Source organism: Acinetobacter sp. V116_7, from assembly GCF_056735735.1.
Map to the genome: position 1 here is coordinate 222,403 of NZ_JBWZIF010000014.1, position 26,989 is coordinate 249,391.

At 37.9% G+C, this 26,989-nt stretch carries 22 protein-coding genes; 7 read left to right on the plus strand and 15 right to left on the minus strand.

Annotation, left to right across the window (positions count from 1 at the left end):
* Positions 1–3: 3 nt before the first annotated feature.
* Both purB and AC1PJP_RS05650 read left to right on the plus strand, forming a co-directional pair.
* Positions 4–1,392: an adenylosuccinate lyase gene (gene purB / locus AC1PJP_RS05645; protein ID WP_479766636.1), complete on the plus strand. Its 1,389-nt coding sequence runs from the start codon at positions 4–6 to the stop codon at positions 1,390–1,392.
* Positions 1,393–1,474: 82 nt separating this feature from the next.
* Positions 1,475–2,113, plus strand: coding sequence for a DUF2238 domain-containing protein (locus tag AC1PJP_RS05650; protein ID WP_479766637.1), 639 nt, complete (start codon positions 1,475–1,477; stop codon positions 2,111–2,113).
* Positions 2,114–2,152: 39 nt separating this feature from the next.
* Here the strand turns inward: AC1PJP_RS05650 and blp2 are convergent, their stop codons facing one another.
* From blp2 to AC1PJP_RS05695, 9 genes are all read right to left on the minus strand, one after another.
* Positions 2,153–4,351, minus strand: a complete 2,199-nt coding sequence (gene blp2 / locus AC1PJP_RS05655; RefSeq protein ID WP_479766638.1) for an Ig-like repeat protein Blp2 — start codon at positions 4,349–4,351, stop codon at positions 2,153–2,155.
* Positions 4,352–4,596: 245 nt separating this feature from the next.
* On the minus strand, positions 4,597–5,214 hold the full coding sequence (locus AC1PJP_RS05660) for a cytochrome b/b6 domain-containing protein (protein ID WP_479766639.1): 618 nt from the start codon (positions 5,212–5,214) through the stop codon (positions 4,597–4,599).
* A gap of 133 nt (positions 5,215–5,347) precedes the next feature.
* On the minus strand, positions 5,348–6,313 hold the full coding sequence (gene sohB / locus AC1PJP_RS05665) for a protease SohB (RefSeq protein ID WP_479766640.1): 966 nt from the start codon (positions 6,311–6,313) through the stop codon (positions 5,348–5,350).
* 147 nt (positions 6,314–6,460) lie between these two features.
* The gene (pstB, locus tag AC1PJP_RS05670) at positions 6,461–7,363 is read right to left on the minus strand and encodes a phosphate ABC transporter ATP-binding protein PstB (protein ID WP_005307307.1); all 903 of its coding nucleotides are present in this window, start codon (positions 7,361–7,363) and stop codon (positions 6,461–6,463) included.
* A gap of 13 nt (positions 7,364–7,376) precedes the next feature.
* Positions 7,377–8,774 carry a phosphate ABC transporter permease PstA gene (gene pstA / locus AC1PJP_RS05675; protein WP_004790867.1) on the minus strand — a complete coding sequence of 466 codons (1,398 nt, stop codon included), beginning with the start codon at positions 8,772–8,774 and terminating at the stop codon, positions 7,377–7,379.
* Positions 8,771–10,150 carry a phosphate ABC transporter permease subunit PstC gene (pstC, locus tag AC1PJP_RS05680; RefSeq protein WP_005307309.1) on the minus strand — a complete coding sequence of 460 codons (1,380 nt, stop codon included), beginning with the start codon at positions 10,148–10,150 and terminating at the stop codon, positions 8,771–8,773. Before pstC ends, pstA begins: the two co-directional genes overlap by 4 nt.
* A gap of 99 nt (positions 10,151–10,249) precedes the next feature.
* A complete protein-coding gene (locus tag AC1PJP_RS05685; protein WP_049837205.1) occupies positions 10,250–11,281 on the minus strand; it encodes a substrate-binding domain-containing protein in 1,032 nt (343 codons plus the stop codon).
* A 476-nt stretch (positions 11,282–11,757) separates the two neighbouring features.
* Complete coding sequence (locus tag AC1PJP_RS05690) at positions 11,758–13,137, minus strand: amino acid permease (RefSeq protein ID WP_192835375.1); 1,380 nt, start codon at positions 13,135–13,137, stop codon at positions 11,758–11,760.
* A gap of 140 nt (positions 13,138–13,277) precedes the next feature.
* A complete protein-coding gene (locus tag AC1PJP_RS05695) occupies positions 13,278–14,999 on the minus strand; it encodes an alpha-keto acid decarboxylase family protein (protein ID WP_013197141.1) in 1,722 nt (573 codons plus the stop codon).
* 134 nt (positions 15,000–15,133) lie between these two features.
* Between AC1PJP_RS05695 and AC1PJP_RS05700 the strand changes: the two genes are divergently transcribed.
* Positions 15,134–15,619: an Lrp/AsnC family transcriptional regulator gene (locus AC1PJP_RS05700; protein WP_004643588.1), complete on the plus strand. Its 486-nt coding sequence runs from the start codon at positions 15,134–15,136 to the stop codon at positions 15,617–15,619.
* Between the two features lie 69 nt (positions 15,620–15,688).
* Here AC1PJP_RS05700 and AC1PJP_RS05705 read toward each other — a convergent pair whose 3' ends face one another.
* The 3 genes from AC1PJP_RS05705 to AC1PJP_RS05715 all read right to left on the minus strand — a co-directional run bounded on the left by AC1PJP_RS05705 (position 15,689) and on the right by AC1PJP_RS05715 (position 20,313).
* Complete coding sequence (locus tag AC1PJP_RS05705) at positions 15,689–17,119, minus strand: aldehyde dehydrogenase family protein (RefSeq protein ID WP_479766641.1); 1,431 nt, start codon at positions 17,117–17,119, stop codon at positions 15,689–15,691.
* 285 nt (positions 17,120–17,404) lie between these two features.
* The gene (locus tag AC1PJP_RS05710) at positions 17,405–18,937 is read right to left on the minus strand and encodes a pyridoxal phosphate-dependent decarboxylase family protein (protein WP_013197139.1); all 1,533 of its coding nucleotides are present in this window, start codon (positions 18,935–18,937) and stop codon (positions 17,405–17,407) included.
* A 2-nt stretch (positions 18,938–18,939) separates the two neighbouring features.
* Positions 18,940–20,313, minus strand: coding sequence for a diaminobutyrate--2-oxoglutarate transaminase (locus AC1PJP_RS05715; protein WP_004790853.1), 1,374 nt, complete (start codon positions 20,311–20,313; stop codon positions 18,940–18,942).
* Positions 20,314–20,779: 466 nt separating this feature from the next.
* On the opposite strand from AC1PJP_RS05715, the gene AC1PJP_RS05720 reads away from it, so the two are divergent.
* Entirely contained in the window at positions 20,780–21,481 is a 702-nt protein-coding gene (locus tag AC1PJP_RS05720; protein ID WP_198306991.1) for an SIMPL domain-containing protein, read from the plus strand.
* Between the two features lie 60 nt (positions 21,482–21,541).
* Here AC1PJP_RS05720 and AC1PJP_RS05725 read toward each other — a convergent pair whose 3' ends face one another.
* On the minus strand, positions 21,542–22,165 hold the full coding sequence (locus AC1PJP_RS05725; protein ID WP_198306992.1) for a TetR/AcrR family transcriptional regulator: 624 nt from the start codon (positions 22,163–22,165) through the stop codon (positions 21,542–21,544).
* A 118-nt stretch (positions 22,166–22,283) separates the two neighbouring features.
* Here AC1PJP_RS05725 and AC1PJP_RS05730 point away from each other — a divergent pair, with 118 nt between their 5' ends.
* On the plus strand, positions 22,284–22,748 hold the full coding sequence (locus tag AC1PJP_RS05730) for a hotdog fold domain-containing protein (protein WP_013197135.1): 465 nt from the start codon (positions 22,284–22,286) through the stop codon (positions 22,746–22,748).
* A 35-nt stretch (positions 22,749–22,783) separates the two neighbouring features.
* Here AC1PJP_RS05730 and AC1PJP_RS05735 read toward each other — a convergent pair whose 3' ends face one another.
* The gene (locus tag AC1PJP_RS05735; RefSeq protein WP_004790847.1) at positions 22,784–23,878 is read right to left on the minus strand and encodes a fatty acid desaturase family protein; all 1,095 of its coding nucleotides are present in this window, start codon (positions 23,876–23,878) and stop codon (positions 22,784–22,786) included.
* A 12-nt stretch (positions 23,879–23,890) separates the two neighbouring features.
* Positions 23,891–24,958: a ferredoxin reductase gene (locus tag AC1PJP_RS05740; RefSeq protein ID WP_199944332.1), complete on the minus strand. Its 1,068-nt coding sequence runs from the start codon at positions 24,956–24,958 to the stop codon at positions 23,891–23,893.
* A 140-nt stretch (positions 24,959–25,098) separates the two neighbouring features.
* On the opposite strand from AC1PJP_RS05740, the gene fabR reads away from it, so the two are divergent.
* Together fabR and AC1PJP_RS05750 are read left to right on the plus strand one after the other, a co-directional pair.
* On the plus strand, positions 25,099–25,794 hold the full coding sequence (gene fabR, locus AC1PJP_RS05745; RefSeq protein WP_107882831.1) for an HTH-type transcriptional repressor FabR: 696 nt from the start codon (positions 25,099–25,101) through the stop codon (positions 25,792–25,794).
* A 166-nt stretch (positions 25,795–25,960) separates the two neighbouring features.
* Positions 25,961–26,977, plus strand: coding sequence for an AI-2E family transporter (locus tag AC1PJP_RS05750; protein ID WP_004790840.1), 1,017 nt, complete (start codon positions 25,961–25,963; stop codon positions 26,975–26,977).
* Positions 26,978–26,989 lie beyond the last annotated feature (12 nt).

Below are 26,989 nucleotides of genomic sequence, written 5' to 3' on the forward strand. Positions count from 1 at the left end.
GTTATGAACGCTTTAACCGCACTATCACCATTAGATGGACGTTATGCCAGCAAATGTGATGCGCTACGCCCTTTTCTTTCTGAGTTTGGTTTAATTCATGCTCGTGTCACTGTAGAAGTGCGTTGGTTACAAGCGCTTTCTAACCGTCCAGAAATAGTTGAAGTTGCTCCTTTTTCAAATGAAACAAATGCAGCTTTAGATGCAATTGTTAGCAACTTTTCTGAAGAAGATGCTAACCGCATTAAAGAAATTGAGCGTACAACTAACCATGATGTAAAAGCTGTTGAATATTTCTTAAAAGAGAAAATCGCAGGTATCGCTGAATTGCAAAATGCAGGTGAATTCATTCACTTTGCATGTACTTCAGAAGACATCAATAACTTGTCTCATGCACTTATGCTTAAAAACGGCCGCGAAGTTTTAGTATCAAGCATGAAGCAAATTTTAAATGCGATCTCTACTTTAGCAACAGCTCACGCTGAACAACCAATGTTGTCTCGTACACACGGTCAAACTGCAAGCCCAACAACTTTGGGTAAAGAAATGGCGAACGTTGCATACCGTTTAGCTCGCCAAATTAAACAATTTGAAAATGTTGAGCTACTCGGCAAAATCAATGGTGCTGTAGGTAACTACAATGCTCACCTTTCTGCTTACCCAGATGTTGACTGGGCTGCACATGCTCAAGCATTTGTTGAATCTTTAGGTTTAGCATTCAACCCGTACACGACACAAATCGAACCACATGACTACATGGCAGAGTTGTTTGATGCGTTACGTCGCTTTAATACGATTTTAATCGACTTTAACCGTGACGTATGGGGTTACATTTCTTTAGGTTACTTCAAACAAAGATTGAAAGATGGTGAAGTTGGTTCTTCAACTATGCCACACAAAGTTAACCCAATTGACTTTGAAAACTCTGAAGGTAACTTAGGTATTGCGAATGCTGTATTAGCGCACTTAGGCGAAAAATTACCAATTTCTCGCTGGCAGCGTGACTTAACTGACTCTACTGTACTTCGTAATATGGGTGTTGGTTTTGCGCAAAGTTTAATTGCTTTTGATGCGTGTTTAAAAGGTGTTGGTAAACTTGAGCTAAATGCAAACCGTTTACTTGAAGATCTTGATCAAGCTCAAGAGGTTTTAGCAGAGCCAATTCAAACTGTTATGCGTCGTTATAACGTTGAAAAGCCATATGAAAAGTTAAAAGCATTAACTCGTGGTCAAGCAATGACTCGCGACATGATGATTAACTTCGTAAATGGTGATGAACTTTCTCAAGTACCAAGTGAAGAGCGTGCACGTTTAGCTGAGCTTACTCCTGCAACTTACACAGGTAATGCAGCTGAACAAGCTAAACAAATTAACGATTTAATTAGCAAAATCTAATTAAAAAGTTCATAAAAAGCGGAGCTTCGGCTTCGCTTTTTTATTACACTAATATAAAGCACAATAAAGTACTATTTCTAAAATGATCGAAAAACAATTCAAACTTAAACACTATATTGCTCTTGGCCTTATTTTTATTGCCATCATATTGTCTGGCATTCAGCCCCTTGAATTTGAAGCTTATTTACTTCATCAGGTGGGTACAATTTTTATGTTAGTCCTCTTATTTATTATTTTTAAAAAGATTGGTCTCGATTATTTAAGTTTTACTTTCTATTTAGGTTTTTTGCTCATCCATATTATCGGTGCACACTACCTGTACTCATATGTTCCGTACAATGACTGGATTCAACACATATTCAATTTTAATCTTGATCAATACATGGGATGGTCCCGTAACATGTATGATCGTTTAGTTCATCTTACCTATGGTGTTTTACTCTACCCTCTTATTTATCGAGTCTTTCAAGTGTGGTTACCGACAGCTCGACCTTTTACTCTGTTTTTACTTGTGGTTCAGTTCGTCATGGCATCTAGTGTCTTTTATGAACTCATTGAATGGGTAATTGCGATTGGCTTATCGCCAGAGCAAGCCGAAAATTATAATGGCCAACAAGGCGACATGTGGGATGCCCATAAAGATATGTTATTAGCAACGATCGGTGCAATTCTCTATGGATTTGTAGCTCTTATAAAAGCACCTAAAATAAATAATTCATAAATAAAAAAGCGCTCAATGAGCGCTTTTTTTAAGAGTTCTTTAGACGACTGAATAAGTTTGATCTAACAGATTTGATAAAGCTGAAGAAGTCGTATTTGGTAGAAGCTGTTCTAGATTCGTTGTGACATCACTCGCTGTATTATTTACTTCGCTCTGCTCATTCACTACAGGTTTAGAATCTGTTGCAGATAAAATTTTTGCGATTGGGTCAGAAGCATCCGTTGAAGAACTTTTCAATAAATCATCTAATGACACAGATTTTTGCTGCTGACTAGTCGTTTCATTGGTTGTAGTTTGCGCTAACTTTAATGTATTTAACCCGACACTATCGGCCACAGAAGGGACAACTTCATTTACATCACTACTTACAACTTCACTCGTACTCGCCACTTTTGGTGCGACGACATAAAAGGTAAATGGTGAACTCACTTCACTCGTCAGCCCAGCTACATCTGTTTGCACGAAAGTAATCGTATGTTTACCAACGGCTAAATCTTTATCAAGCATAAATGACCAATATTTATTTGCATCTACTTGACCAACTTTAAGAATGGAAATTGCGACTCCATTATCATAAATAGTTAAGGTTGCGTTAGCTTCAACTTGAACAGTAAATTTTGGTTTAGCATCATCGGTTTCAGAACCTGCTGTAATTGCTCCTTTTAGAGGCCCTACATCATCATCTAAACCTCTTAACACAGGCTTAGCAGGTGGAATCGTATCTTTATCACTCCCAACAATTTCCAGCGCAGTAGATTTATTTCCAGAACTATCGGTTGCTATTACTGAACCTTTTAAGCTATCGGTTAAAGCAGGAGAAATCGCGATTGTAAATTTTCCATTCGCATCTGCTGTTCCAGTACCAATAACCTTATCTGCTGAGTTTTTGATTTCTATTTTTGCATTGGGTTCAGCTGTACCAGTAACTGAAGTTCCGTCTGCATTCACTTGAGCTGTAGGTTTATCTGGCGCTATGGTGTCATAGCCAGAAGTGACTTCTAAAGGCTTAGATTTATTTCCTGCTGCATCTTCAACAATGACTGTCGCCTTTTGTGATTCTTTTAAAGCAGAAGAAAGCGTAATTTGAAATTCACCTTGCGCATTTGCCGTACCAGTTCCAATGACTTTACCATCAGCATCTTTTATCTGAACTTTTGCATTAGCCTCTGTTTTTCCTTCAACCACTGTTCCTTCTTTATTTACTTCAATTAAAGGAGCTGCTGGCGGAATAGTATCTTTACCTGCAAAAATGGGTGTTGCTTCAGATTTATTTCCGGCAGCATCCTGAGCAATGACTTTACCACCAGCTTCACTCGTCAAAGGTGGAGTTAGCTTTAAAGAAAAGATTCCTTCTGAGTTTGCTTTTACAGTTCCTAATAATGTTCCGCTAGCATCATAGACATTTACAGTAGCATTCGCTTCAGTTTTACCATCTAAGATCGAACCATCTTCATTTAATTGAGCCTGAGGAGCATCTGGCGCAATTGTGTCTTTAGTACCAGTTACAAGACCTGGTTTAGAGATATTACCCGCAGCATCCTCAGCTAAAATATTTAATTTATTTCCATTTGCTAAAGGCTTATCGAGTTTAATTGTAAAATTACCACTTGCATCTGCAACACCCGTTGCAACCGTATTACCAGCAGCATCTTTAATATAAATTTTTGCATTTGCTTCTGCTTTACCAGTAACCGTAACGGTATCATCGGCAACAGTAGCAGTCGGTGCAGCAGGTGCCAAGATATCTACAGGTCCTGAAGAATCATCTTTGTCATCTTTATCAAAAGCCCACAAATATAAACCTTCAGCAGCTAAAACTGCTAAACCTGCTTTTAAAACATTGCCCATTGAAAAAGTTGGAGAATCATCAACCGCCATTGTTGAAGCTGGTTGACTAGTGCTTGTATAGGCTAAATCTGTGACATGGTTTAAACCTGTATAGTCGATCACCTTACCTTGTGCGTCGAATTGGGCTTCAACAAATTTTCCGTGTTCAGTCGGAAAAACAAGTGAATGGTCTGTTGTATTTGTTGCTTCATTAAAGAAATTTTCTAAAACAAGGGTTTCACCATTTTTTAAATGGATGATAAGACTTCCACCTTGCTTTTCCATTGATGCTATATCTTTTTGACTTACACCAATTTGAATGATTGCTGGTTGGTTTAAAACCACTTTATTGAGCTGACCATCTTGTAGAACGTCCAAACCCTCTTTGGATGCCACAATTATTCTTGTCATTATTTCCTATCCTGAATTTCAGTTATATTTTTAAATGTCTAACTTTTTAAATGATTCATCTAAAAGCTATTTTATTGCTGTTTAAAATATCAAAACCATGTGTTTATCACAATTCAAAAAGCATGTTTATCAATAATTATTTTTGACTTTTAATTAAAATATCCATTTCTCATAAAACTCATATCAACCTTAAATTTCAACCTGTTCGAATATGTACTAAATCTCTCATATATTAAGGCCATCATTTACATTCGTAAGTAAAAGAAGCTAAAAGTGCCTATTACAATCAAAAGAAATAAAGCAGCGAATTTAGTTATTTTCGCATCTGACAAGGTCATTTTTAGCATACTCCAGCCCTGAAAACGTTTTGCAAAAATGCTATTTAGAATAAGAGTTGAAACATGCAATAAAACCAAAGCTAAAAACAAGTTTGCAAAAAATTCGTGTAGGTCTTTCAAAGAAAAATTAACATGCTCAGTCGCATACCCTAGTCCCACCACAATTGGAATCACGAGAAATATAAGTACAATTGAAGTTTGAAAAAGTGCAATACTGATTGAATGAATTGAATTTTTAGAAAAAATACTCTTAAAGTTTGAATGACTTAAGGATTTTTTGACCGCATTTATCGCTATGTTACTTCGCTTTTTAATACCGAACGGTGTTGTACTTGAAATACGTGGACTCAAAAAATGCCAGATCACTCGCACAGTAATACTAATAAGAAGTACGTAACCAAACATCATATGGACTTGGTGCAGATCTTCATTATCTCCTGTGAAATAAGCACCAATAAAGCCAAGCATAATAATGATATGTAAAATACGTATGAGAAGATCAATGTGTGGCCATGTTTTTGACATCACAAAAACTCAGAAGTGAAAAGTTAACTATAACTTTTACAATTGAAACTTAAACAAATATTAATCAAATTTCTTTCATCACTCACATAAAAAAAGAGCACCCTTACAGGCACTCTCTATTTCAAAATTTAGTTTAATTAAAATTAGTGTCACGCATTTGCACTAAGGTTGAATTGGCTTTGGCCAACGTGTCTGCAACTTTATTCATTACAGCTGGAATCAAGCTATCCGCCATTTGCGCCGCTTGCAAACCTAACTTTTCACCCAAGGTCGCTTTCTTACGTGTATTAATCACATAAACATCATGCTGTGGTAATAACGCTAATAGATACTCATCAGATGTTTGTAATTTATCAACAAGGTTTAGCTCTAGCGCATCTTCACCATACCAATGCTCACCTGTAGCGACTTTATCAACATTAAGTTGTGGACGGTACTTTTCTACAAAGTGCTTAAATAACACATGAGTTTGTTGAAGCTCTTCTTCGAACTTCGCTTTACCTTCAGGGGTATTTTCACCAAACATCGTGACAGTACGCTTATATTGCCCTGCTGTGTAAAGCTCGAAATCCACATTGTGTTGTTTTAAAAGACGGTTAAAGTTTGGAACTTGAGCAACCACACCAATTGAACCAACAATAGCAAACGGTGCTGCAATAATTTCATTTGCAATACATGCCATCATATAGCCGCCACTTGCTGCTACTTTGTCTACGCAAATCGTCAGATGAAAACCTGCATCGCGTAAGCGTACCAATTGAGCTGCTGCTAGACCATAACCATGTACCATGCCTCCTGGGCTTTCAAGGCGAACCACAACACGGTCACGGCCGGCTTTAGCAGTTGCTAAAATGAGGGTAATTTCTTCTCGTAAGTTTTCAACTGCTGAGGCTTGGATATCACCCTTAAAATCTAAAACAAAGATTTTTTGATTATTTTTACGGCGAATTTTAGCTTCTTTAGCAAGTTGTTGAGCCAATTGTAAAAGTTCTAAACGGCTTGCAGTTGTTTGTGCAATTTTTTTTCTCTGTTCATTTACACGTGCATTTAAATGACTCACACGTATTTCTGCAGGGAGTTTAGGCAAATGGAATAACATAAAATTCTAAGCTCATAAGTTATCTTTTATAGCCTTAAGATGTGGTCGTTTTGATTAAAATTCAATAGCGTTTTTGCAAAATAGAGTCATTTTCATTTATAAAATAAAAAAAGAGCACGTGGCTCTTTTTTTTATATGGATGACTAATTAACCGAATCGTCCAGTAATATAAGCTTCCGTCAACTGATGGTCAGGTTGAGTAAAGACCTTTTCAGTTGAGTTAACTTCAATCAAATCCCCTAAATGGAAATAAGCAGTACGATCAGACACGCGTGCCGCCTGTTGCATTGAGTGAGTCACAATAACAATTGTATATTGCGTTGATAATTCAGAAATTAATTCTTCGATTTTTGCTGTCGCGATTGGGTCAAGTGCAGAACATGGTTCATCCATCAAAATCACTTCAGGACTTACTGCAATCGTACGAGCAATACATAAACGTTGTTGCTGACCACCTGATAAACCAGTACCCGGTTGATTCAAACGGTCTTTCACTTCGTCCCATAGACCCGCTTTACGCAAGCTATTTTCAACAATTTCTTCAAGATCATATTTATCGCGTGCTAGACCATGAAGTTTAGGGCCGTAAGCCACGTTATCAAAAATAGTTTTAGGGAACGGGTTTGGCTTTTGGAATACCATACCAACCTGAGCACGTAATAATACGACATCAAGGTTTGGGTCATAAATATTGTGGTTATCGAGTGTAATTTTACCTGTCACACGGCAACCATCAATGGTGTCATTCATACGATTTATCGTACGAAGAAAGGTAGATTTACCACAACCTGAAGGTCCAATAAAAGCAATAACTTCGTTCTTGTAAATATCGAGGTCAATACCTTTAATCGCTTCAAAATCACCATAATAAACATGGGCATCTTGTGCACTAATTTTGATTTCGGTTGAGTTCTGCTTTTTTGAAGTTTGTGGTTCAAAATGCGAAACATACGAAGTGCCATGATTCTGCGATTTATCTGTAAATTGAGATTGTTCAGTGTTCACTAACTTATCCTTTTCTAAGGAATTCGTAATATCAATAGTATTCATTATTTATCCTCTATTACCAACGCACTTCGAACTTTTTACGTAACCAAATTGCAAGACTGTTTAGACCAATCATTAATGCAAGTAGTACGATAATCGCAGCGGCAGTACGGCCTTCGAAGAAGTTACGCAACTCATTACCTTGCCATAAGTAAACTTGGACAGGTAATGCAGTTGATTGATCAAATGGTGTTGCTGGAATACTTGCAACGAATGCACTCATTCCAATTAAAAGTAAAGGTGCTGTTTCACCAAGCGCATGAGCAACACCAATAATTGAGCCGGTCATAATGCCTGGTAAAGCTAATGGTAAAACGTGGTGGAAAATGGTCTGAAACTTAGAAGCTCCCAAACCAAGTGCGGCTTGTCGAATAGAAGGTGGCACTGCTTTTAATGAAGCACGTGTCGTAATAATGACTGTTGGTAATGTCATCAAACTTAAAACTAAACCACCAACTAACGGAGCCGATAAAGGTAAATGCATCCAGCCAATAAAAATTGCTGCACCGAGTAAACCAAACACAATTGAAGGAACAGCTGCAAGGTTATTGATGTTAACTTCAATAATGTCTGTAACAATATTCTTTGGAGCAAATTCTTCAAGATAAATTGCGCTGGCAACACCAATTGGAATCGCAATAATGATCACAATCAGCATCATGAATAATGAACCCATAAATGCGCCAGCAAGACCACTAATTGCTGGTGAACTACGAGAGTCCGGATTCTTAAACAAGTTCAAATTGAACGTATTTTCAAGAACACCTTTTGCTTTTAGTTCATCCGCAAGTTTACGTACTTCTGGTTCAAGTTGTTGCTGATCATCTGGCAATGAACGGTCAATATTACCTTTTAACCAGACATCAACATTGGCATCGCCCAAGAAATTAATATTTTCTTTTTTACCAATGAGTGATGGGTCTGCAAAAACCATGTCACGTAAACGATAAGCCTCTGAACTTGCATAAAGACTACTTAAGTAATCACGTTCACTAGCAAGTGCAGGATCTTTGGCGATCATTCCATTTACAATAATGCCATCCCAATCCACCATACCCATTTTAGTTTGCCAATCGACATAACGCTCTTGGTAATGAGCAGGTGTTTCACCTTGAGTACGTACAGGTACTGGACCTGCATCAATTACTTTCGGATCGAAGTAAATTGGAACATTCATGCTCGTTTGCCAAAAAGCAGGTAAACCTTTTGCCAAAATACTGCTGAACAATAGCGCTACGAATGCAAGACCAATAACAACTGCCGATAAACCAGCAAAACGGAAAGCTTTTTCTTTACGGTGACGTTTAGCCAATGACTTTTCAATCACTTTTTTACGGCGATCACGTGCTTGAGCAGCAGCTTGTGGATCAAATACGTTCTGATCCATAGGAGACGATGTATTTGATGTACTCATTCGTATTGCTCACGGTATTTACGCACAATGTACAGTGCAACAATGTTTAAACATAAGGTAATCACAAAGAGTGTCAGACCTAACGCGAATGCAACCAAAGCTTGTGGGCTGGCAAAGTCAGTATCACCAGTTAACTGTTTTACGATCGTAACGGTCACTGTCGAAACAGCTTCAAACGGATTTGCATGTAAAAGTGGACTGTTCCCTGCTGCCAAAACCACAATCATGGTTTCCCCTACGGCACGAGAGACAGCTAATAAAAAGGCGCCCGTAATACCCGGTAACGCAGCAGGTAAAACGACTTGACGAATTGTTTCTGACTTCGTTGCTCCAAGTCCTAAAGAACCGTCACGTAGTGCACGAGGTACTTGGGTAATAATGTCGTCTGATAAAGATGAAACAAACGGAATAATCATAATCCCCATCACGAAACCAGCAGTTAAAGCACTGGTCGCGTTAATTTCAAGACCAACGTAAGCACCAGCGGTCTTGAAAAATGGTCCAATAATCATCATGGCAAACACACCATAAACAATTGTTGGAATACCCGCTAAAACTTCAATTGTTGGTTTTGCCCACGAGCGTAACCACGGGGAAGCATATTCAGCTAAATAAATGGCAATCATTAATCCAATGGGTACGGCAACTAATAAAGCAATGCCGCTGACCATGAGTGTGCCCCAGAGTAATGGCAATAAACCATAACTACCTTCAGCATTGCCTGAAGTACTAAAGCCTGGGTTCCACTCTGTCCCGAAGAAGAAATCAAGCGGGCTTACAAAACGGAAGAAGTGCATTGCTTCGCCAAACATCGACATCACAATACCGATGGTTGTTAAAATCGCAACACCTGAACATAAAATCAAAGCAACATTAATCGCACGTTCAACTTGATTACGTGCACGATATTGTTGATTAATCTTTTTCTTTGCCCACACTAAACCTAATAAAGCTGCACAAACTACAACAGCAAATTTGGCAAAAGAGCCAATGGTTTGAAATTTTGCAAACTGTTGTGCAGCAGCTAATTCATAGGCTGCTGGCTTATCACTTACCCCAAAACCTGAAGCAATCGCTTGAACACGATCAATCAAGACACTTCTGCCAGCTTCATCAAGTGATGCACTTACAGATGCAGGAATATTATTAAAGATAATGTGATTTAAAATACTTGGTTCAACCAAGCTCCAAATGATCAAAATTAAAAAAGCAGGGATACCGCACCAAAGACCAACCAGTGCACCATAATAACCAGGACGAGAATGTAATGTCGCCGAGTTGCTTCCCTTACCTGCTAGGCTACGGCTCTTTCTCAGCCCAAGTTGATATGCGATTGCCACAAGGGCTAACAACACACCGATAAGTAGCAGATTCATGTACTCTCCACTGTTTTCTCAATTGTCATAATTTGGAAAAACAAGTTAGACAAAAAGGCTGATGAACTCTCAAGATCACCAGCCCCTATTCAAACTAACTTATTTAACAGTTTTACCTGCTTTAAAGTCAGCCAATACTTTTGCACGTTCAGCATCAGACATTGCGATTAAGCCATCACGTTCAGCTTTAGAGCCTTTACCTGTTGCTTTTTTGCTTACGAAATATTCTACATATTGCGGTAAGCCTTTAACTGATTTTAAATGTTCGCCTTTCACGTAGAAGAATAATGGACGAGACACAGGATATGTACCGTTCAATACAGTTTTCTCAGATGGAAGAACGTTATTTACAGTTGCTACACGTAACTTGTCACGGTTCATATCATAGAAACTTAAACCAAACACGCCTACTGCACTTGGAGAAGTCTTTAAGCGAGCTAGAGTTTCTGTATAGTCACCAGCAATTTCAATTACACGGCCATCTTTACGGAAAGTAGAACATGCTTTCTTCTGAGCATCTTTATCTAAGTTCTTGAAGTATTCATACGCTTCACAACCAGCATCAACCATTTTCTCTTGGAAAACTTCACGAGTACCGTGGTTAGATGCAGGAATTACAAGAGTAATTGGTTCATTTGGAAGTGATTTATCAATCTGGTTCCAGTTTGTATATGGGTTTGGAACCAATTTACCATTTGAAGGTAATTGTGCAGCTAAAGCAGCAAACACATGGTAAGGTTTTAATTTATAAGCTGCTTTGTGTGAGTTAGACGCAAATACGATACCGTCGTAACCAATTTTGATTTCTTGAATTTGTTTTACACCAGCTTTGTTACAAGCTTCAATTTCAGTGCTTTTAATTTTACGAGAAGCGTTAGCAACGTCGATTGTGTTATCGCCAACACCTTGACAGAATTGTTTCAAACCAGCAGAAGAACCGCCAGAACCAACTACCGGAGTTTTAAATTGAGGAAATGTATTACCAAACTCTTCAGCTACAACGCTGGCAAATGGTAGTACAGTTGAAGAACCAGCAATTTGAATCGTATCACGAGCTGCATTTGCAGTCGTTGTTACAGCTGCCCCAGTTACTGCTAACGCAATTGCGATTTGACGTGGATTTAAGCGCATTCTGTTCTCTCTCATTAATGCAATAGGTTGTACGTCACTTTTTGTTGAGTGCTTGTACGCTCTTCGATAGCTGCATTGTGAATAGAAAATATGACAATTAAGTTACAGTATGATGACGCTTTAATGATTTCGATATTGTTAATTGTCACATTATTATTTTTTATCTTTTATCAAATATTTAATTCAATCTGAGTGGATATTTTACTCTGTATATTAGTCTTTATTATGACACTGATTAAAAATATAGATTTTAAGTATTCATAAAATATAAAACCAAAAGATATTATAATTATTTTAAAAATCGATAATTTAACTGTATTTTTACTTTTACTACTAAAAATAATTTTATTACTAAAATTCTGATCAAAAATTACGATAGATAATAATTTCTTTGTAACATGAAAATAATATGACAAAAGATAAAGGGTTACCTACCGTATGTAAGGTAACCGCAATATCGTTGTAAATTTAGTGGATTAATTCGATTGCACTTCTGGCATTGCGACCATTTTTCTGCGGTATTTGAAGAAATACATCAGCGCTAAAACAGCAAGCCAGATTGGACCCAAAATAACGGCCAATCTCATATCAGGCGTCATTGCCATAATAATAAGAATAAAGCATACAAAGCTAATGGTTAAGTAATTACTCCATGGACTCATAATACTTTGGAACTTAGTTTGACGCTTTTGCAATTTCATTGCTTTGGTAAATTTCAAATGCGTGACTGAAATCATAAGCCAGTTAATAACAAGTGCAGCCACAACAAGCATCATAAAGAGCTGAAAGGCTTGTCCAGGAATTAGGTAATTTACGACCACACATATTGCTGTGATTGATGCAGAAACAACCGCTGCTGGAACTGGAATACCACGGCTGTTTACTTTTTTCAAAATTGCAGGAGCATTGCCCTGCTCTGCTAAACCATGCAACATACGGCTATTACAATAGATACAGCTGTTATAAACCGAAATAGCAGCAATTAAAACTACAAAGTTAAGAACATTCGCAACGCCATTACTGTTTAATGACTGGAAAATCATAACAAATGGGCTACCGCCTTCTGCCACCATATTCCAAGGGTAAAGGCACAGTAAGATCCCAATAGCACCGATGTAAAAAATTAAAATACGATAAACAATTTGGTTCACTGCTTTTGGAATAGTGGTTTCAGGTTTTTTCGTTTCAGCAGCAGCAATACCAATAAGTTCTAGACCACCAAATGCAAACATAATAACGGCTAAAGCCATGACAAAACCGTGAATCCCATGCGGGAAGAAACCACCGTGTTGCCATAAATTTGCAATACTTGCTTGCGGACCAGCCGAACCTGTAAATAAGAGATAAGTACCAAAACCAATCATGCTTAAAATTGCAACAATCTTAATGCAGGAAAATAAGAATTCGGATTCCCCAAAAAAGCGGACATTCACCAAGTTAATGCCGTTAATTAAAATAAAGAAAAATAAAGCAGTCAGCCATGTCGGAATTTCAGGCCACCAAAACTGAATGAAGGTTCCAATTGCACTGAGTTCAGCCATACTTACCAGCACATACAACACCCAGTAATTCCAGCCAGACATAAAACCAGCCATTTTGCCCCAATACTTGTTCGCAAAATAACTAAAAGAACCACTTACTGGTTCCTCAACAACCATTTCACCTAAATGACGCATAATTAAGAAAGCGATAATTCCAGCAATTGCATATCCTAATAAAATTGAAGGACCTGCCAGTTTAATCGTTTGAGAAAGACCTAAGAATAACCCTGTTCCGATCGCGCCTCCTAGTGCGATGAGTTGAATATGCCGATTGGATAAGCCTTGTTTTAACTCGTGCTTATTGTTTGCATCCATAACATTATCTCCAATGTTGGTGTCACTTCCTGTACACCTTTATTCAGCACCATATCCGAAGGCCAGAAACCGACCTTCGGAAATACGTTTGCTTTAATATGAGTCCATTTAATTTTGAGAAGACTTGTCCTATCTTCTATTTAAAACGAGCTTGCATCCTTACATTTAATAGGCTGGGAACGCTCCTTTAAAATTTCATAACCACGATCGCCGTAATCAAAACGCGCGATGACTGAAGCAAATTTTTTCAAACTTACTGGCGCATCCATTGCCGGTAGTTTTAATTCAATAAAAGTTAACTGATCATTTAAATGAACATTCTCTAAAACACTTCTAAGCTGTCCAGCAGTTTCAACCACATAGGTGGTATGGCCTTTTTTACCGTTAAATACCGCAGGAATTTCGGTATATTTCCAGTTTTGCACGTCGTTATAGGCTGCGTTTTCACCCATAATTAAGCGCTCAATGGTGTAGCCGCCATTGTTCAGCAAGAAAATAATAGGTTTTAAACCGTGACGAATAATCGTAGAAAGCTCTTGTACCGTAAGCTGGAAAGAACCATCGCCAATAAACAAAATTTGACGGCGTTCTGGAGCAGCCAACAAACTACCAAGCAATGCCGGCAAGGTATAACCAATTGAACCCCAAAGTGGCTGAGCAATATATTTAGCTGTAGCAGGAAGTTTTAAACCAGACAAAGCTGAGTTTGAAGTTCCTACTTCACCAATAATCACATCATCTTCTTTTAAGAAACCTGCAATATAGTTCCAAAGCACATCTTGGCTTAGCTTTTGTTGGGCTGGAGCTTCTATTACTTTCTGTGGCTGTTTTTCAAGAAAAGGCATTGACGATTTACGTGGCGCAACTTTTTTATTTAGCTCAACAAGTAACTGTCCAATTTCAATACCTGGAAAATCCTGACCAAAGATATTTAAGCCATAAGATTTAATTTCGATGTAATTCTTGGTCTCAATTTGATGAGTAAATACAGCTGAACCAACATCTGTAAAACGTGCACCAATACCAATTAGGCAGTCAGATTGCTCAATAATATTTTTTACATGTGGTTGGCTTGCCCCACCTACATACGTTCCGATATAACGAGGTGAGCCTTCATCCATAATATTTTTTGCAGTATTCATACCCGCAAATGGAATTGAGCATTTTTGAGATAAATCATTTAAAAGTGAAGTTACACCAAAAACTGAAGCTTCATTATCAATAAGAAGTGCTGGGCTTTTTGCATTGTTCAAAATGTCGCAAAGTTTGCTTACCACACTTTGCAATAAGTCTGGTTCAACAGATGGATAACTTAAATCAAGTGGGCGGTCAGTAACTTCAATTTTAACGTGAGTAATATCTCCCGCTAACTGGATGTGCACAGGGCGACGTTCAAGGAAACACTGACGTAATACACGATCAATTTCAAAAGCTGCATTGGCAGGAGTTAAACGTGTTTGAGCAACCGTAAACTCTTTCATACAGTTCATAATATTGTCGTAGTTACCATCGACAAGCGTATGGTGAATTAAAGTGCCCTTTTGAACTGCATGTAAAGGCGGAATACCTGAGATATGAATAAGAGGTACATTTTCTGCATATGCACCTGCAATGCCATTAATCGCGCTTAAATCACCTACACCATAAGTAGTTGCTAAGGCAGAAAAACCGTTAATTCGTGCATAACCATCAGCTGCATAGGCAGCATTTAATTCATTACAATTTCCGATAAATTCGAGTTCTGGATCTGCTTCAACTTGTTCGAGATATGAGAGGTTAAAATCACCAGGTACACCAAAGAGATGTTGGATACCCATTTGTTTTAAACGAAGATTTAAAAAGTCACCGATTTCTATGAACATTGCTCTATATCCTTTGAGACCAATTTTTATTCCATAGAAAAATAATATTTCATCTACCTTTTAGATTTCGTGCATAATGAAAACGCATTTTAATAAAAATACATGATTTGTGTATCATAAAAGGATTTTATGCAATGGATAAGTTCGACTGGCAAATCATTCAGGCACTACAAAAGAATGGACGGCTCACCAATCAGGAAGTTGGAGATTTAATCGGTTTATCTGCTTCTCAATGTTCTAGAAGAAGACAGCTACTTGAGCAAAAAGGCATAATTTTAGGTTACACGGCCCGCATCCAGCAACAAGCGCTAGGGCTGGAAGTTACAGCGATGATCCACATTAATTTAAGAACACACGAGGCAAAATCCCAGCAGGCTTTTCAAGAGTTAATTGAAGCGGAAGATAACATTCAAGATGCATTTTCAATTAGTGGCGATGCGGATTTTATTTTAAAAGTCGTTGCTGAAAACTTAGAACAGCTTTCTCAATTTGTAACCGAAAGATTGCTTTCTTATAATTTTATTGGCCACATAAAGTCTTACATTGTTCTGAAAAAAATTAAAGAACAGAATCATTTTTTAATCAAACCTAAAGGTCACGGTTATCATCACACGACTTAAGCAGGTTAGTATTTAATAAGATAATTTAAAATAAAAAGGCGGATCTATGATCCGCCTTAAAATCAATATTTAGACTTTACTGATATGAACTGTTTGCCCAATCGTATTTTCAAGCAAACCTTCTAAGCCAAACTCAGCACCTAAGCCTGACATTTTCCAGCCACCAAAAGGGGCATGAGGCAGCACTTCTGCATGGGTATTAATCCAAACAGTACCGCACTGAAGCTGTGTAGCATAAGTTTGAGCAGCTTTAATATCAGAAGACCAGATTGAACCACCTAAACCAAACTCGCTGTCATTGGCACGAGCAATTGCATCATTGATATCAGTATATTTTAAAACAGGCAACACTGGACCAAATTGTTCTTCTTGGACCACTCTGCAAGAGTCAGACACTTCAGTCAAAATAGTTGGCGCAATAAAGTAGCCCTGCTCTGGTAAGTGCTGGTGACCAGAAAGCGCTTTTGCACCCTGCTCTATAGCTTCAGTAATAAGCGCTTTCACTTTGTTATATTGCATTTGATTTTGCACGGGACCAAACGTTGTAGAAGACTCCATTCCACCACCCACAACTTGAGCATTGGCAATATCAGCTAACTTTTGAGATAGAGCTTCATATTGGCTTTCATGTACATATAAACGTTTTAAGGCCGCGCACGTTTGACCAGCGTTCAAGAATGCCATATTAAAAATCTTAGCTGCAATTTCATCGATATTTGCATCAGGCAGTACAATACCCGCGTCATTACCGCCGAGCTCTAATGTTAAATGTTTTAACTGTTGAGCTGCACCAGCCATAATGTGCTGACCTGTTCGAGTTGAACCCGTAAATACGACTTTTTGCACATCTGGATGTGAAGAGAGTGCTTCACCAATCTCACCAGCACCTACCACAATTGAAATGACACCCGCTGGAACTTCTTGTTGAATGATTTCACATAGACGCAAAGTTGATAGCGGTGTGTATTCAGAAGGTTTACTAATCACAACGTTACCCGCACGTAAAGCAGGCATGATATGCCAAACCGCAATCATGAGAGGCCAGTTCCACGGAGTAATTGAAGCCACCACGCCTAATGGCTGACGATGACGCTCAATACGCTTGGTTTCACTGTCTTCAATCACTTCAACAGGTAAATCCATAGCAGCAGCATAGCGAGTCCAACCAATTGCACCCTGCACTTCCATTTGCGCAAGTGCCAGTGGTTTACCTTGCTCAAGCACAACCAGCTCTGCAAGCATTTCAGCGTGCTTTTCAATACCATCCGCAATTTTGTTTAAGATCGATTTACGTTCATCATGTGAAACTTGTTGCCAAGCTTTAGATGCTTGTTTAGCTGCACTCACTGCTTGATTTACTTGCTCAACCGATGCTTTTGCACAACGCGCAGCTGTTAAACCTGTAGCAGGGTTAATAACTTCTAGTTCACCTTGTTCACCTGAACAAGATTGACCGTTAATAATCAGTTTAAATTCATTAAGCACATTAACTTGTTGCATTTCTTCTTCCTTGTCTTAATTGTAATTACAGCCACTTACTTTTTTCAGTTAAAACGGGATTATTTAAAGTAAGTACGATATTGATATATCAATGTGACCAAAAATATTGGGGACATACCAATACAATAAGAAATTTGCATAAGATAGATCATGCATAATTATTTTTGTTTTTGAAAAATATGCATGGTTTGTGCATATTTCTATTTACTCATACACATTTTGAATAAAAGAATCTGTAATAAAAAAGCCCAGCAAGAAGCCAGGCTTTTTTTGTTATCAACTCAATTAGTCGATTGGTGGTACATAGTTACCAGAAGCAATCGCATCTTTAATACGGTCAGCTTCAGCCAATACTTGACCTAAAAGGTTTTTAACATTTTCGAATGTCACAACAGGGCTTAATGTTGTCATCTTCAATGACTGTACATTACCAACTTTTGTTACACCGATATTTGCTTCACCACGTGCAAACAATTCGTCCGCTACGTTTTGGTTCAAGCTGTCGATAAACTCAACTGGGTAGCCTTGTGGCACAACACGGAACAATACTGAAGCAAATTGTGGTTCAACTAAAAGCTCTAGACCATCAGTTGCCTTGATGTAATCTGCAACTTCACGAGTAAGTTTTACACCATGGTCAATCATTGAACCGTAAAGATCTTCACCAAGCGACTCAATTGTCATCCACAATTTCAATGCATCAAAACGACGAGTCGTTTGTAATGACTTAGAAACAAGGTTTGGTACACCATGTTCTTCGTCATAAGCAGAGTTCAAGTATTCAGCTTCGTAGTGCATGAAACGGTAGTTCGCTTCGTCTTTTAACAAGAACGCGCCACAGCTAATGCTTTGAAAGTAATGCTTATGGAAGTCGAGGGTAATCGAGTCAGACAACTCAATACCATCAAGCATTGCACGGTAGTCATTTGACAGAATTAATGCACCGCCCCATGCCGCATCAATGTGCATCCATGAACCATATTTCGTCGTGATTTCACGAATTTTCTTCAATGGATCAATTGCACCAGCATCAGTTGTACCTGCTGTCGCAACAACACAAGCAACCACTTTGCCTTCTGATTGCAAATGCGCCATCGTTTTTTCGAGAGCATCTACATCCATCTGTGCATTTTCATTCACAGGAACAGTCACAACTGACTGGAAGCCCATGCCCATCATTGCCATGTTCTTTTGCACAGAGAAATGTGCATTTTCAGAACAAATAACTTTGACGTTTTTCATTGCTTCAGCTGGAATACCATCACGCTGTACAGACCACGGATTACCGTTTTCGTCTTTCCAGTTTTTCGAAATGCACCAGTCACGAGCAAGTAACACACCCATTAAGTTAGATTGAGTACCGCCAGAAGTGAAAACACCTGCCTGACCAGAACCATAACCAACTTTTTGACGCAACCAATCAATGAGCTGAACTTCCATTAATGAACCGGCTGGGCTTTGATCCCATGAGTCCATAGACTGGTTAGTTGCATTGATTAACACTTCCGCAATCTGGCTCATCACCATGGTTGGGCAGTGTAAATGTGCTAATGAATGTGGATGATGTACTTTTAAGCTTTTATTTAAGAAAAGCTCAATCATACGTTGAAGTGATTCTTGTACACCCATACCTTCTTTTGAAGGTTGGAAAGAAATTGCTGAACGCAATTCTTTAATGCTACCGCCTGTGTACATCTTTTCATTTTGCAACCATGCTGAAACGGCTTTTACCGCTTCGCCCATTGCTGACTCATAGTCAGCAATGGATTGTGCATCATTGCAGAGTAACGCTTTACGATGTTCTGCAAAATCCACCATACTTATGCGCCTCGTACTGCAACCAATGCTTCTGCAATTGCTTTCTTAAAGCGAGCAACTACTTCAACACACTCTTCTTGAGTGATGATAAGCGGGCAAAGTAAACGAATTACTGTACCGTTACGACCACCTTTTTCAAGCAATAATTTATTGTTGAAACAAGCAGTTTGAATCGCAGCAGCTAATTGTGAATCAGCAGGATGTGAACCAATACGATCAGCTGGTTTACGCTCGTCAACGATCTCAACACCGATCATTAAACCGCGACCACGTACGTTACCGATACATGGGAATTCTTGAGCTAATTTTTTAAATTCAGCTTGTAGATAATCACCACGTTCTTGCGCATTTTGAGCAAGATTTTGTTCAGTAATCGTTTTTAATACGACAAGGCCTGTACCCATAGCAAGTTGGTTACCACGGAAAGTACCAGTGTGACCAGCAGGCTGCCAAGCATCAAATTTACGTTTAATACCTAATACTGCAAGTGGTAAACCACCACCTACTGCTTTAGACATTACAACAACATCAGGTTCAATACCTGCATGTTCAAATGCAAACATTTTGCCTGAACGTGCAAAGCCAGCTTGAACTTCGTCTAAAATTAAAACGATGTTGTGCTTTTCAGTCACTTCACGGATTTTTTGCAACCATTTTACTGGAGCTGTAACTACGCCGCCCTCACCTTGAATCGCTTCAAGAATAACAGCAGCCGGTTTTGTTACACCGCTTTCAACATCTTCGATAAAGTTTTCAAAGAAGTAAGTTAAAGCGTCAACACCAGCTTCACCACCTAAACCAAGTGGGCAGCGGTATTCATGCGGATATGGCATGAATTGCACGCCTGGCATTAAACCGTTAACTGCATTTTTTGCACTTAAGTTACCAGTCATAGCAAGTGCACCATGGGTCATACCATGATAACCGCCAGAGAAACTGATCACTGAACTACGGCCAGTGTAAGTCTTAGCAAGTTTAATTGCTGCTTCAGTTGCGTCTGCACCAGCAGGACCACAGAACTGCAAGCAGTATTCTTCTTTACCACCAGGTAAATATGCTAACAATGCTTCAGTGAATGCATCTTTTAAAGGTGTGGTTAAGTCTAAAGTATGCAATGGCAAACCACTTGCCAATGTATCTTGAATACTTTGAATCACCGCAGGATGATTATGACCTAAAGCCAATGTACCTGCCCCAGCTAAACAATCAAGGTACTCTGTACCTTCAACATCAGTAACCCAGCATCCTTGTGCTTTCGCTATCGCTAACGGTAATTTACGTGGATAGCTACGAACATTTGATTCCATTTGACTTTGGCGAGTCAAATAATATTCGTTAGTAGCATTAGTGGCAGGGTTAACGGAAGTAACGCTCATATCGGATTACCATCTCTGATAGGGGTAGAAAGAAATAAGTCTGGTGACTTTTGGTCCTTTGACTCGGTGCTTTATAGAACTAGTAAAGACACTTATTTTATATCTTGTAACTAGGAGCGCGATGATACCTAATTTTACAAGAAAAAAAACGTCTTTTATGTACTTTACTCATCTAATCTTATTGAAAAAATGTATCATCCCAATAGTTAAGATGAATTATCATCATACTATGTGACAACCTAAAGAAAATATTCTTTTTTTATATTACTTTGATTTTTTAAGTTACATTGACACACTTTATTTTTAAGTATTTATTTTTAAAAGATTTTACATTTACCAAAATTTAAAAAAACTGATCTAAATATTACAAATACGCCACAAAATCTGCAAAAGTTATGCATAACTTATGTTTAACATTTCTTAATGAAAAAAATTAAATTTATATTAATTTTTAAAGGAAAAAATTATGCGTACTTTAGCTGCCTCAACCCTTCTTTTAGGTTCTCTCCTTAGCCCTTTAGTTTTTGCTCAGGATGATAATGCTTTGAACTATAATATTGTGAATGTACAAGCTGAAGCTTCTCGTCAAGTTTCTAATGATGAAATGCATGCAACTTTATATATTGAAAAAAGTAACAAACAACCAGCCGAACTTTCAAATCAGATTAATCAATTGATGAATCAGGCACTTGCCGTTTCTCGTAAATATCCGCAAGTAAAAGTGGAAACTGGTGCTCAAAGCACTTACCCAATTTACGATAACGATAGTAATAAGCTAAAAGAATGGCGTGGCCGCGCTGAAATTCGTCTTGAAAGTAAAGACTTTAAAGCAGCAAGCCAGTTAGTCAATGAATTGCAACAAAGCTTCCAAACTCAATCGATTAATTTTACGGTTTCAGATGAGCAACGTAAAAAAGTTGAAAATGATTTGATGGTCGAAGCTTCTAAAAACTTTCAACAGCGTGCTCAAATGTTGACTCAAGCATGGAATAAAAGCCAATACACGCTTGTTAACTTAAACTTAAATACCAATAACTATTTTCCTCAGCCTGTAATGAGAGCGAGTATGGCTAAGTTTGCTATGGCCGAAGCTGCACCAGCTCAAGACATGGCAGCTGGTGAGTCTAAAATTACTGTCAATGCAAACGGTTCAATTCAATTTAAATAATTGCTTGAGCTAAAAAAGCCGCATGAAATATGCGGCTTTTTTATGTATGAATCAAAAAACTTAACTCAAATTTTGCAAAGAATCCCAAGCAGCTTTCGCCAAAATATCTTTATAAACTTTAGGATTTGAAGGAACACGTTGTGATAACCACGCACGGCAGTAGTTTTCTGTAGACCCAATGACTAATGAAAGTAATAGCTCATGAGGTATAGCTTTTAAAAATCCGGCCTCAGCATACTTTGAAATTTCACTAAAGATCTTTTGATTTCTTAATTTATTTTTCTGAACAAGACGTTCTTGGTCTTCCCCCTGCATCACACTAAAACGAGCAGATATTAAAAATTTAGCAAACTCAGGTTGTCCACTAACCCAATCAACATAGCTGTGAATAAAAGCATATAACACTTCTTGAAGAGATTTTGTACCCTCCAAATATTCATCTCTTAATGCCGCTTGGTCATCTAAAGCTGCAAAAAATAAAGTCGCAACAATCCCCTCTTTATTTTTAAAGTGGTGATAAATGGCCCCTACACTGCTGTCAGATTTCGAACGAACCATTTCAATGCTAGTGGTTTCAATTCCATTTTCTAAGAAACAAGACAAGGCATCTAATAAAATCTGTCTTTTTAAAGCAGCCTTTCTGCTTGGATATAACCGTTCTAATAACTCTTGTGCAGATTGCATTGTTTGTTCCCTAACCAGTTATCGGAGATATTCTGAATGACTTGACTCACTTTTGTAAACAGAATTATATTCTGTTAAAGAATATAATTCTGTTTTTATTAATATGGAGCTTTAAATCATGGCAACCACACTAGAACTTTGGAACAAAGTGTCTACTTTTCCGAAAGGAAAATGGACTTTCTCACGCATGCTATGTTTAAAAGCACCTTATTTCGGCAGTATTTCGCCGCTATTTATTGAGTTAAAACCGAATTATTGTGAAATAGCCATTAAGAAAAAACGTTCTGTTCTCAATCATATTGGAACAGTTCATGCGATTGCGATGTGTAATATGGCCGAGCTTGCAGGTGGGACAATGACAGAAGTCACTGTACCTTCTACTCATCGCTGGATTCCCAAAGGTATGACTGTCGAATATTTAAAAAAGGCAGAAACAGACTTAATTGCAGTTGCAACGCCTGTAGAAAAAAATTATGACTGGGATAAAGCTGGCGAATATTTAGTAAATGTAGAAGTCTATGATTCTCAGAAAGAAAAAGTCTTTCAAGCTACGATTACCATGTGGATTTCTAAAAAGAAGTAATAAAAAAGCCCTGAACTGATCAGGGCTTTTTTTGATTATTTTTTAAAGGGTAAAGCATATTTAAAGATACGACCCACAACCTGTCCAAACTGTTTAGCCAAACTTGCATTATTGTAATTTAAACCATACTTTTTACATACAGCTTCAACTTTTGGAGCCATTTGGCGATAACGGCGCGCAGGAACATCAGGATATAAATGATGCTCGATCTGATGACTTAAATGTCCGCTTAAGATATGTAATGCTTCTGAACCTTTTAAGTTTGAAGAACCACGAATCTGGCGCATATACCAGTGACCACGGCTTTCTTCCTGTAAAACAGACTTTGGAAATACTTCTGCATCTTTAGTAAAGTGACCACAGAAAATAATCGTAAACGTCCAGATATTACGAAGACCATTCGCAACCAAGTTTCCTGTCAATACAGGTAATGCCGCTGGCCCTGCAATTAATGGGAAAAAAACGTAATCTTTGAAAAGCTGGGTACCAATCTTTTTATTTACTGGTTTTAATTCTTCCAAGAATTTAGCCATGCTCTTACGCTTGTAAAGAACGCGACCAATTTCAAGGTTTTGAATCGCTACGCCCCATTGGAACAATAAGCAAAATGGAATGCTATAAACGGGTTGAAGCAAGAAACCAGGCTTCCAACGCTGCTCTGGGAATAAGCGAAGTAAACCATAACCAATATCATCATCGATACCTTTAATATTGGTATATGTGTGATGTTTATAGTTATGCGTTTGACGCCAGTTATCAGAAGTACCGACAGTATCCCATTCGTAGGTTTGACCATTAAATTTAGGATCATTCATCCAGTCGTATTGGCCATGCATAACATTATGACCAAGTTCCATGTTTTCCATAATTTTAGAAAAGCCTAATAGACCTGTTCCTAAAATCCATGCTGGTGGGAACCAACCTGCAAACAAACATGCTCGGCCTAGAAAACTACTGTAACGAACTGCTGCATAGACACGGCGGATATATTTAGCGTCTTTCTCACCCAAATCATCCAATACTTCTTGTTTGATCTGATCAAGCTCTTTTGCAAATGCGTCAAGTTCTGCTGGAGTCAAATCGCGATTTTTAGGATTTTTAAAATATTCGACTTTCACTGGCATATTCATAAAAGTTCTCTCTTAAAGATCAATAACTAGATCAGATTGTGCTGAGTTCACACAAATTTTGAGTAATTGGCTTGGTTCGGTATTTTCACTACCGTTGAGTAAGTTACGTGTAGAACCTTGAGCTTTACTACAAACGCACTTATTACAAATTCCCATACGGCAGCCGTGTGTTGGCTTAAGGCCTTCATGTTCAAGACTCACCAAAATTGATTCGCCTTTTGGAATTGCAATAATCTTATTAGACTGGGTTAATGTGACATTTACATAACCAACTTCAGCCGTACTATCACGCGTTAAGCTAAAAGCTTCTGTTAATACAGTCGGTGCTTTTTCAAAAAGCTGTTCCACTGTTGAAACGAAGCCAGAAGGTCCACATGCATATATGGTGCTATTTTCCAAATCGTCTACTAATGCTAAATGCTCTGCATTTAAACGTTCATCATTTGGTGTTTCTTGTGTATAGAAAACCTGATAACTAAAATTTGGGAATTGCTCTGCAACTTTTTCAAAGTATTCAACAAAAGCTGCATCAGAGCGTTGCTTTACCCAATATAAAAGCTGTACTTGAACTTTATCTAACTGCTGGCTTTGTTTAATTGCAGTGATTAAACTCAACATTGGGGTAATACCACTACCCGCAGCTAGCATAATTAATTTCGGTGTCTTGATGTTTTGTTGCATGTCACCATAAGGCTGACCAAGCTCAAAAACATCACCAATTTGGCTTTCAGTCATAAACCAGTTACTGACAATACCATCAGCCACTTTTTTAATCGTTAAACGTAAATGTTGTTCATCAATTTGCGTCAAGCTATAAGTACGCTCATAACGACGACCAGCAATTTCAACAATGACAGGATGATGCTGACCAGCAACACCTACTTTCACTAAACGATTACATTTTAATGTAAGACTCACCATGTCATGAGCGACAAATTCTTTTTTTACAATTTGAACAAGCCCATGTTTTACCGACCATAAAGGATTAACTTTTTGTAGCCAGAAGTTAGCCATTTCTTTATCAAAGATGGCTTGTGTCAATGAATTGAATAGAGAATTTCTCTTTTCGATTACTTGCATAGATGGACGCTCTGTCGCTCTTTTTTAATTATTATACACATGTATATATATTTGTATATACACCCGTACTTTTAATTACAATTTCACAAGTTCAGCTTCTAAGGCTATAATCCTGAGAGTTTACAAATATATTGAACAGCATGACCCAATCTTCACTTTCTCAGAACCTGAATGACACACCTCAACAACAAGATGTCATTGAAATTAAAACAGCTACGCGTTCTGTGGGAAGAAAAGCGACAATTACTAAAGAAGAACTTTTTCAGGCTGCTCTAAATCTGATTGGCCCACAAAAGAGTATTGCTTCATTAAGTTTACGTGAAGTAGCACGAGAAGCTGGCATTGCGCCAAATAGTTTCTATCGACACTTTAAAGATATTGATGAGTTAGCAATTTCTTTAATCGACCGTGCAGGTATCGTCTTACGTAAAATTATCCGGCAGGCTCGCCTACGTGCTTCCTTACAAGAAAGTATTATTCGCAGTTCTGTCGATATTTTTCTTCAGCAGCTCGATGCCGATGAAGGTAATTTAAGCTTATTGCTACGCGAAGGCTTTACAGGTTCTACTTCTTATAAAGCAGCGGTTGATCGTCAATTAAACTTCTTCCAGCAAGAACTACAAGAAGATTTAATTCGTCTAGAGCATTTAAATAATAACCACTTATACCACCCTGATCTTGTTGCAAAAGCAATTACGCAACTTGTGTTTCACATGGGCGCTAAAGTGATTGATCTTCCAATTCATCAACGTGCGGAAGTTGCTGAGCAAACGATGATTATGATTCGAATGATTTTAGAAGGTGCTCGGCATTTGGATGAAGCAGAAATTCGTTAAAATTATCTAATGAATGGCTTGTTAATAAACAGGCCATTTTTACATCTAACTCCTCTATTTTCCAATAAAAATATAATTCACCGATTGAAGCGAATAGCTTGCGAGAGTATAAATAATTATTCCATTTGCTCTTTCTTCTATATTCCCAACGATCTCAGGGATCAACATGCAAAATTTGAATAATCGTCAAAGTCTGATTGCAAGCTACATTCTTATGGGCATCTTTTTGCTTTCGGTTATCCCATTACATCTATTAGCAAGTTTTTTTGCAGGCTTTCTTATTTATGAAATTATTATTAGCTTAAGCTCGGTTGTAGAACGTTATATTGATGGTCAAAGAGCCCGCATTTTTATTAGTATTTTATTAAGTATTATTACGATTTCACTAATCGCCTTTTTCTTTACAAGTTTAATTAGCTTTGTGGTTCACGATTTAAAAGGTGTAGGCATCCATAATATCAACAGCAAAGTCGATCAAACCCTGTTGCATTTACAAGCTGAAATTAGCAAATATCTTCCGGGTTATATTCCCGATAGCGTGACAGAATTAAAAGATGAAATTTTCGCGTTTATGAAAGATAACGTGACCATATTAAAAAATACCAGCTCCGATATTTTGCATAATTTCGTGACAATGGTTATGGGCCTCATTATCGGTATTTTGGTGGCTATACATGGTTTTCATCGCCGTACACCGCAACCTGTTTTTAAATCTCTTCTGATCCAACGTATTCAGAAACTATCAATTTCATTTAAAAATGTTGTTTTTGCACAGATAAAAATTTCAGCAATTAATACGCTGCTCTTTATTTTATTTGCATTTGTTTTATTACCGCTTTGGGGAGTCCACCTTCCTTTTGCCAAAACGCTTACTATTTTGACCTTCATGTTTGGATTGATTCCAATTTTAGGTAATCTTATTTCCAATACATTGACGTTCATTGCCGCGCTTACTGTTTCACTCGGGCTCGCAGGTGCAGCATTACTTTATCTCGTTCTTGTTCATAAACTTGAATATTTTATTAATGCTAAAATTATTGGGCATAAAATCAATGCAAATGCATGGGAGATTTTATTAGCAATGCTGGTATTTGAGTCAATTTTTGGCTTAGGCGGTTTAATCGCAGCTCCAATTTTCTATGCATATTTAAAATTAGAACTAAAAGATGCTGGTCTCATTTAATTCAAAATCGAT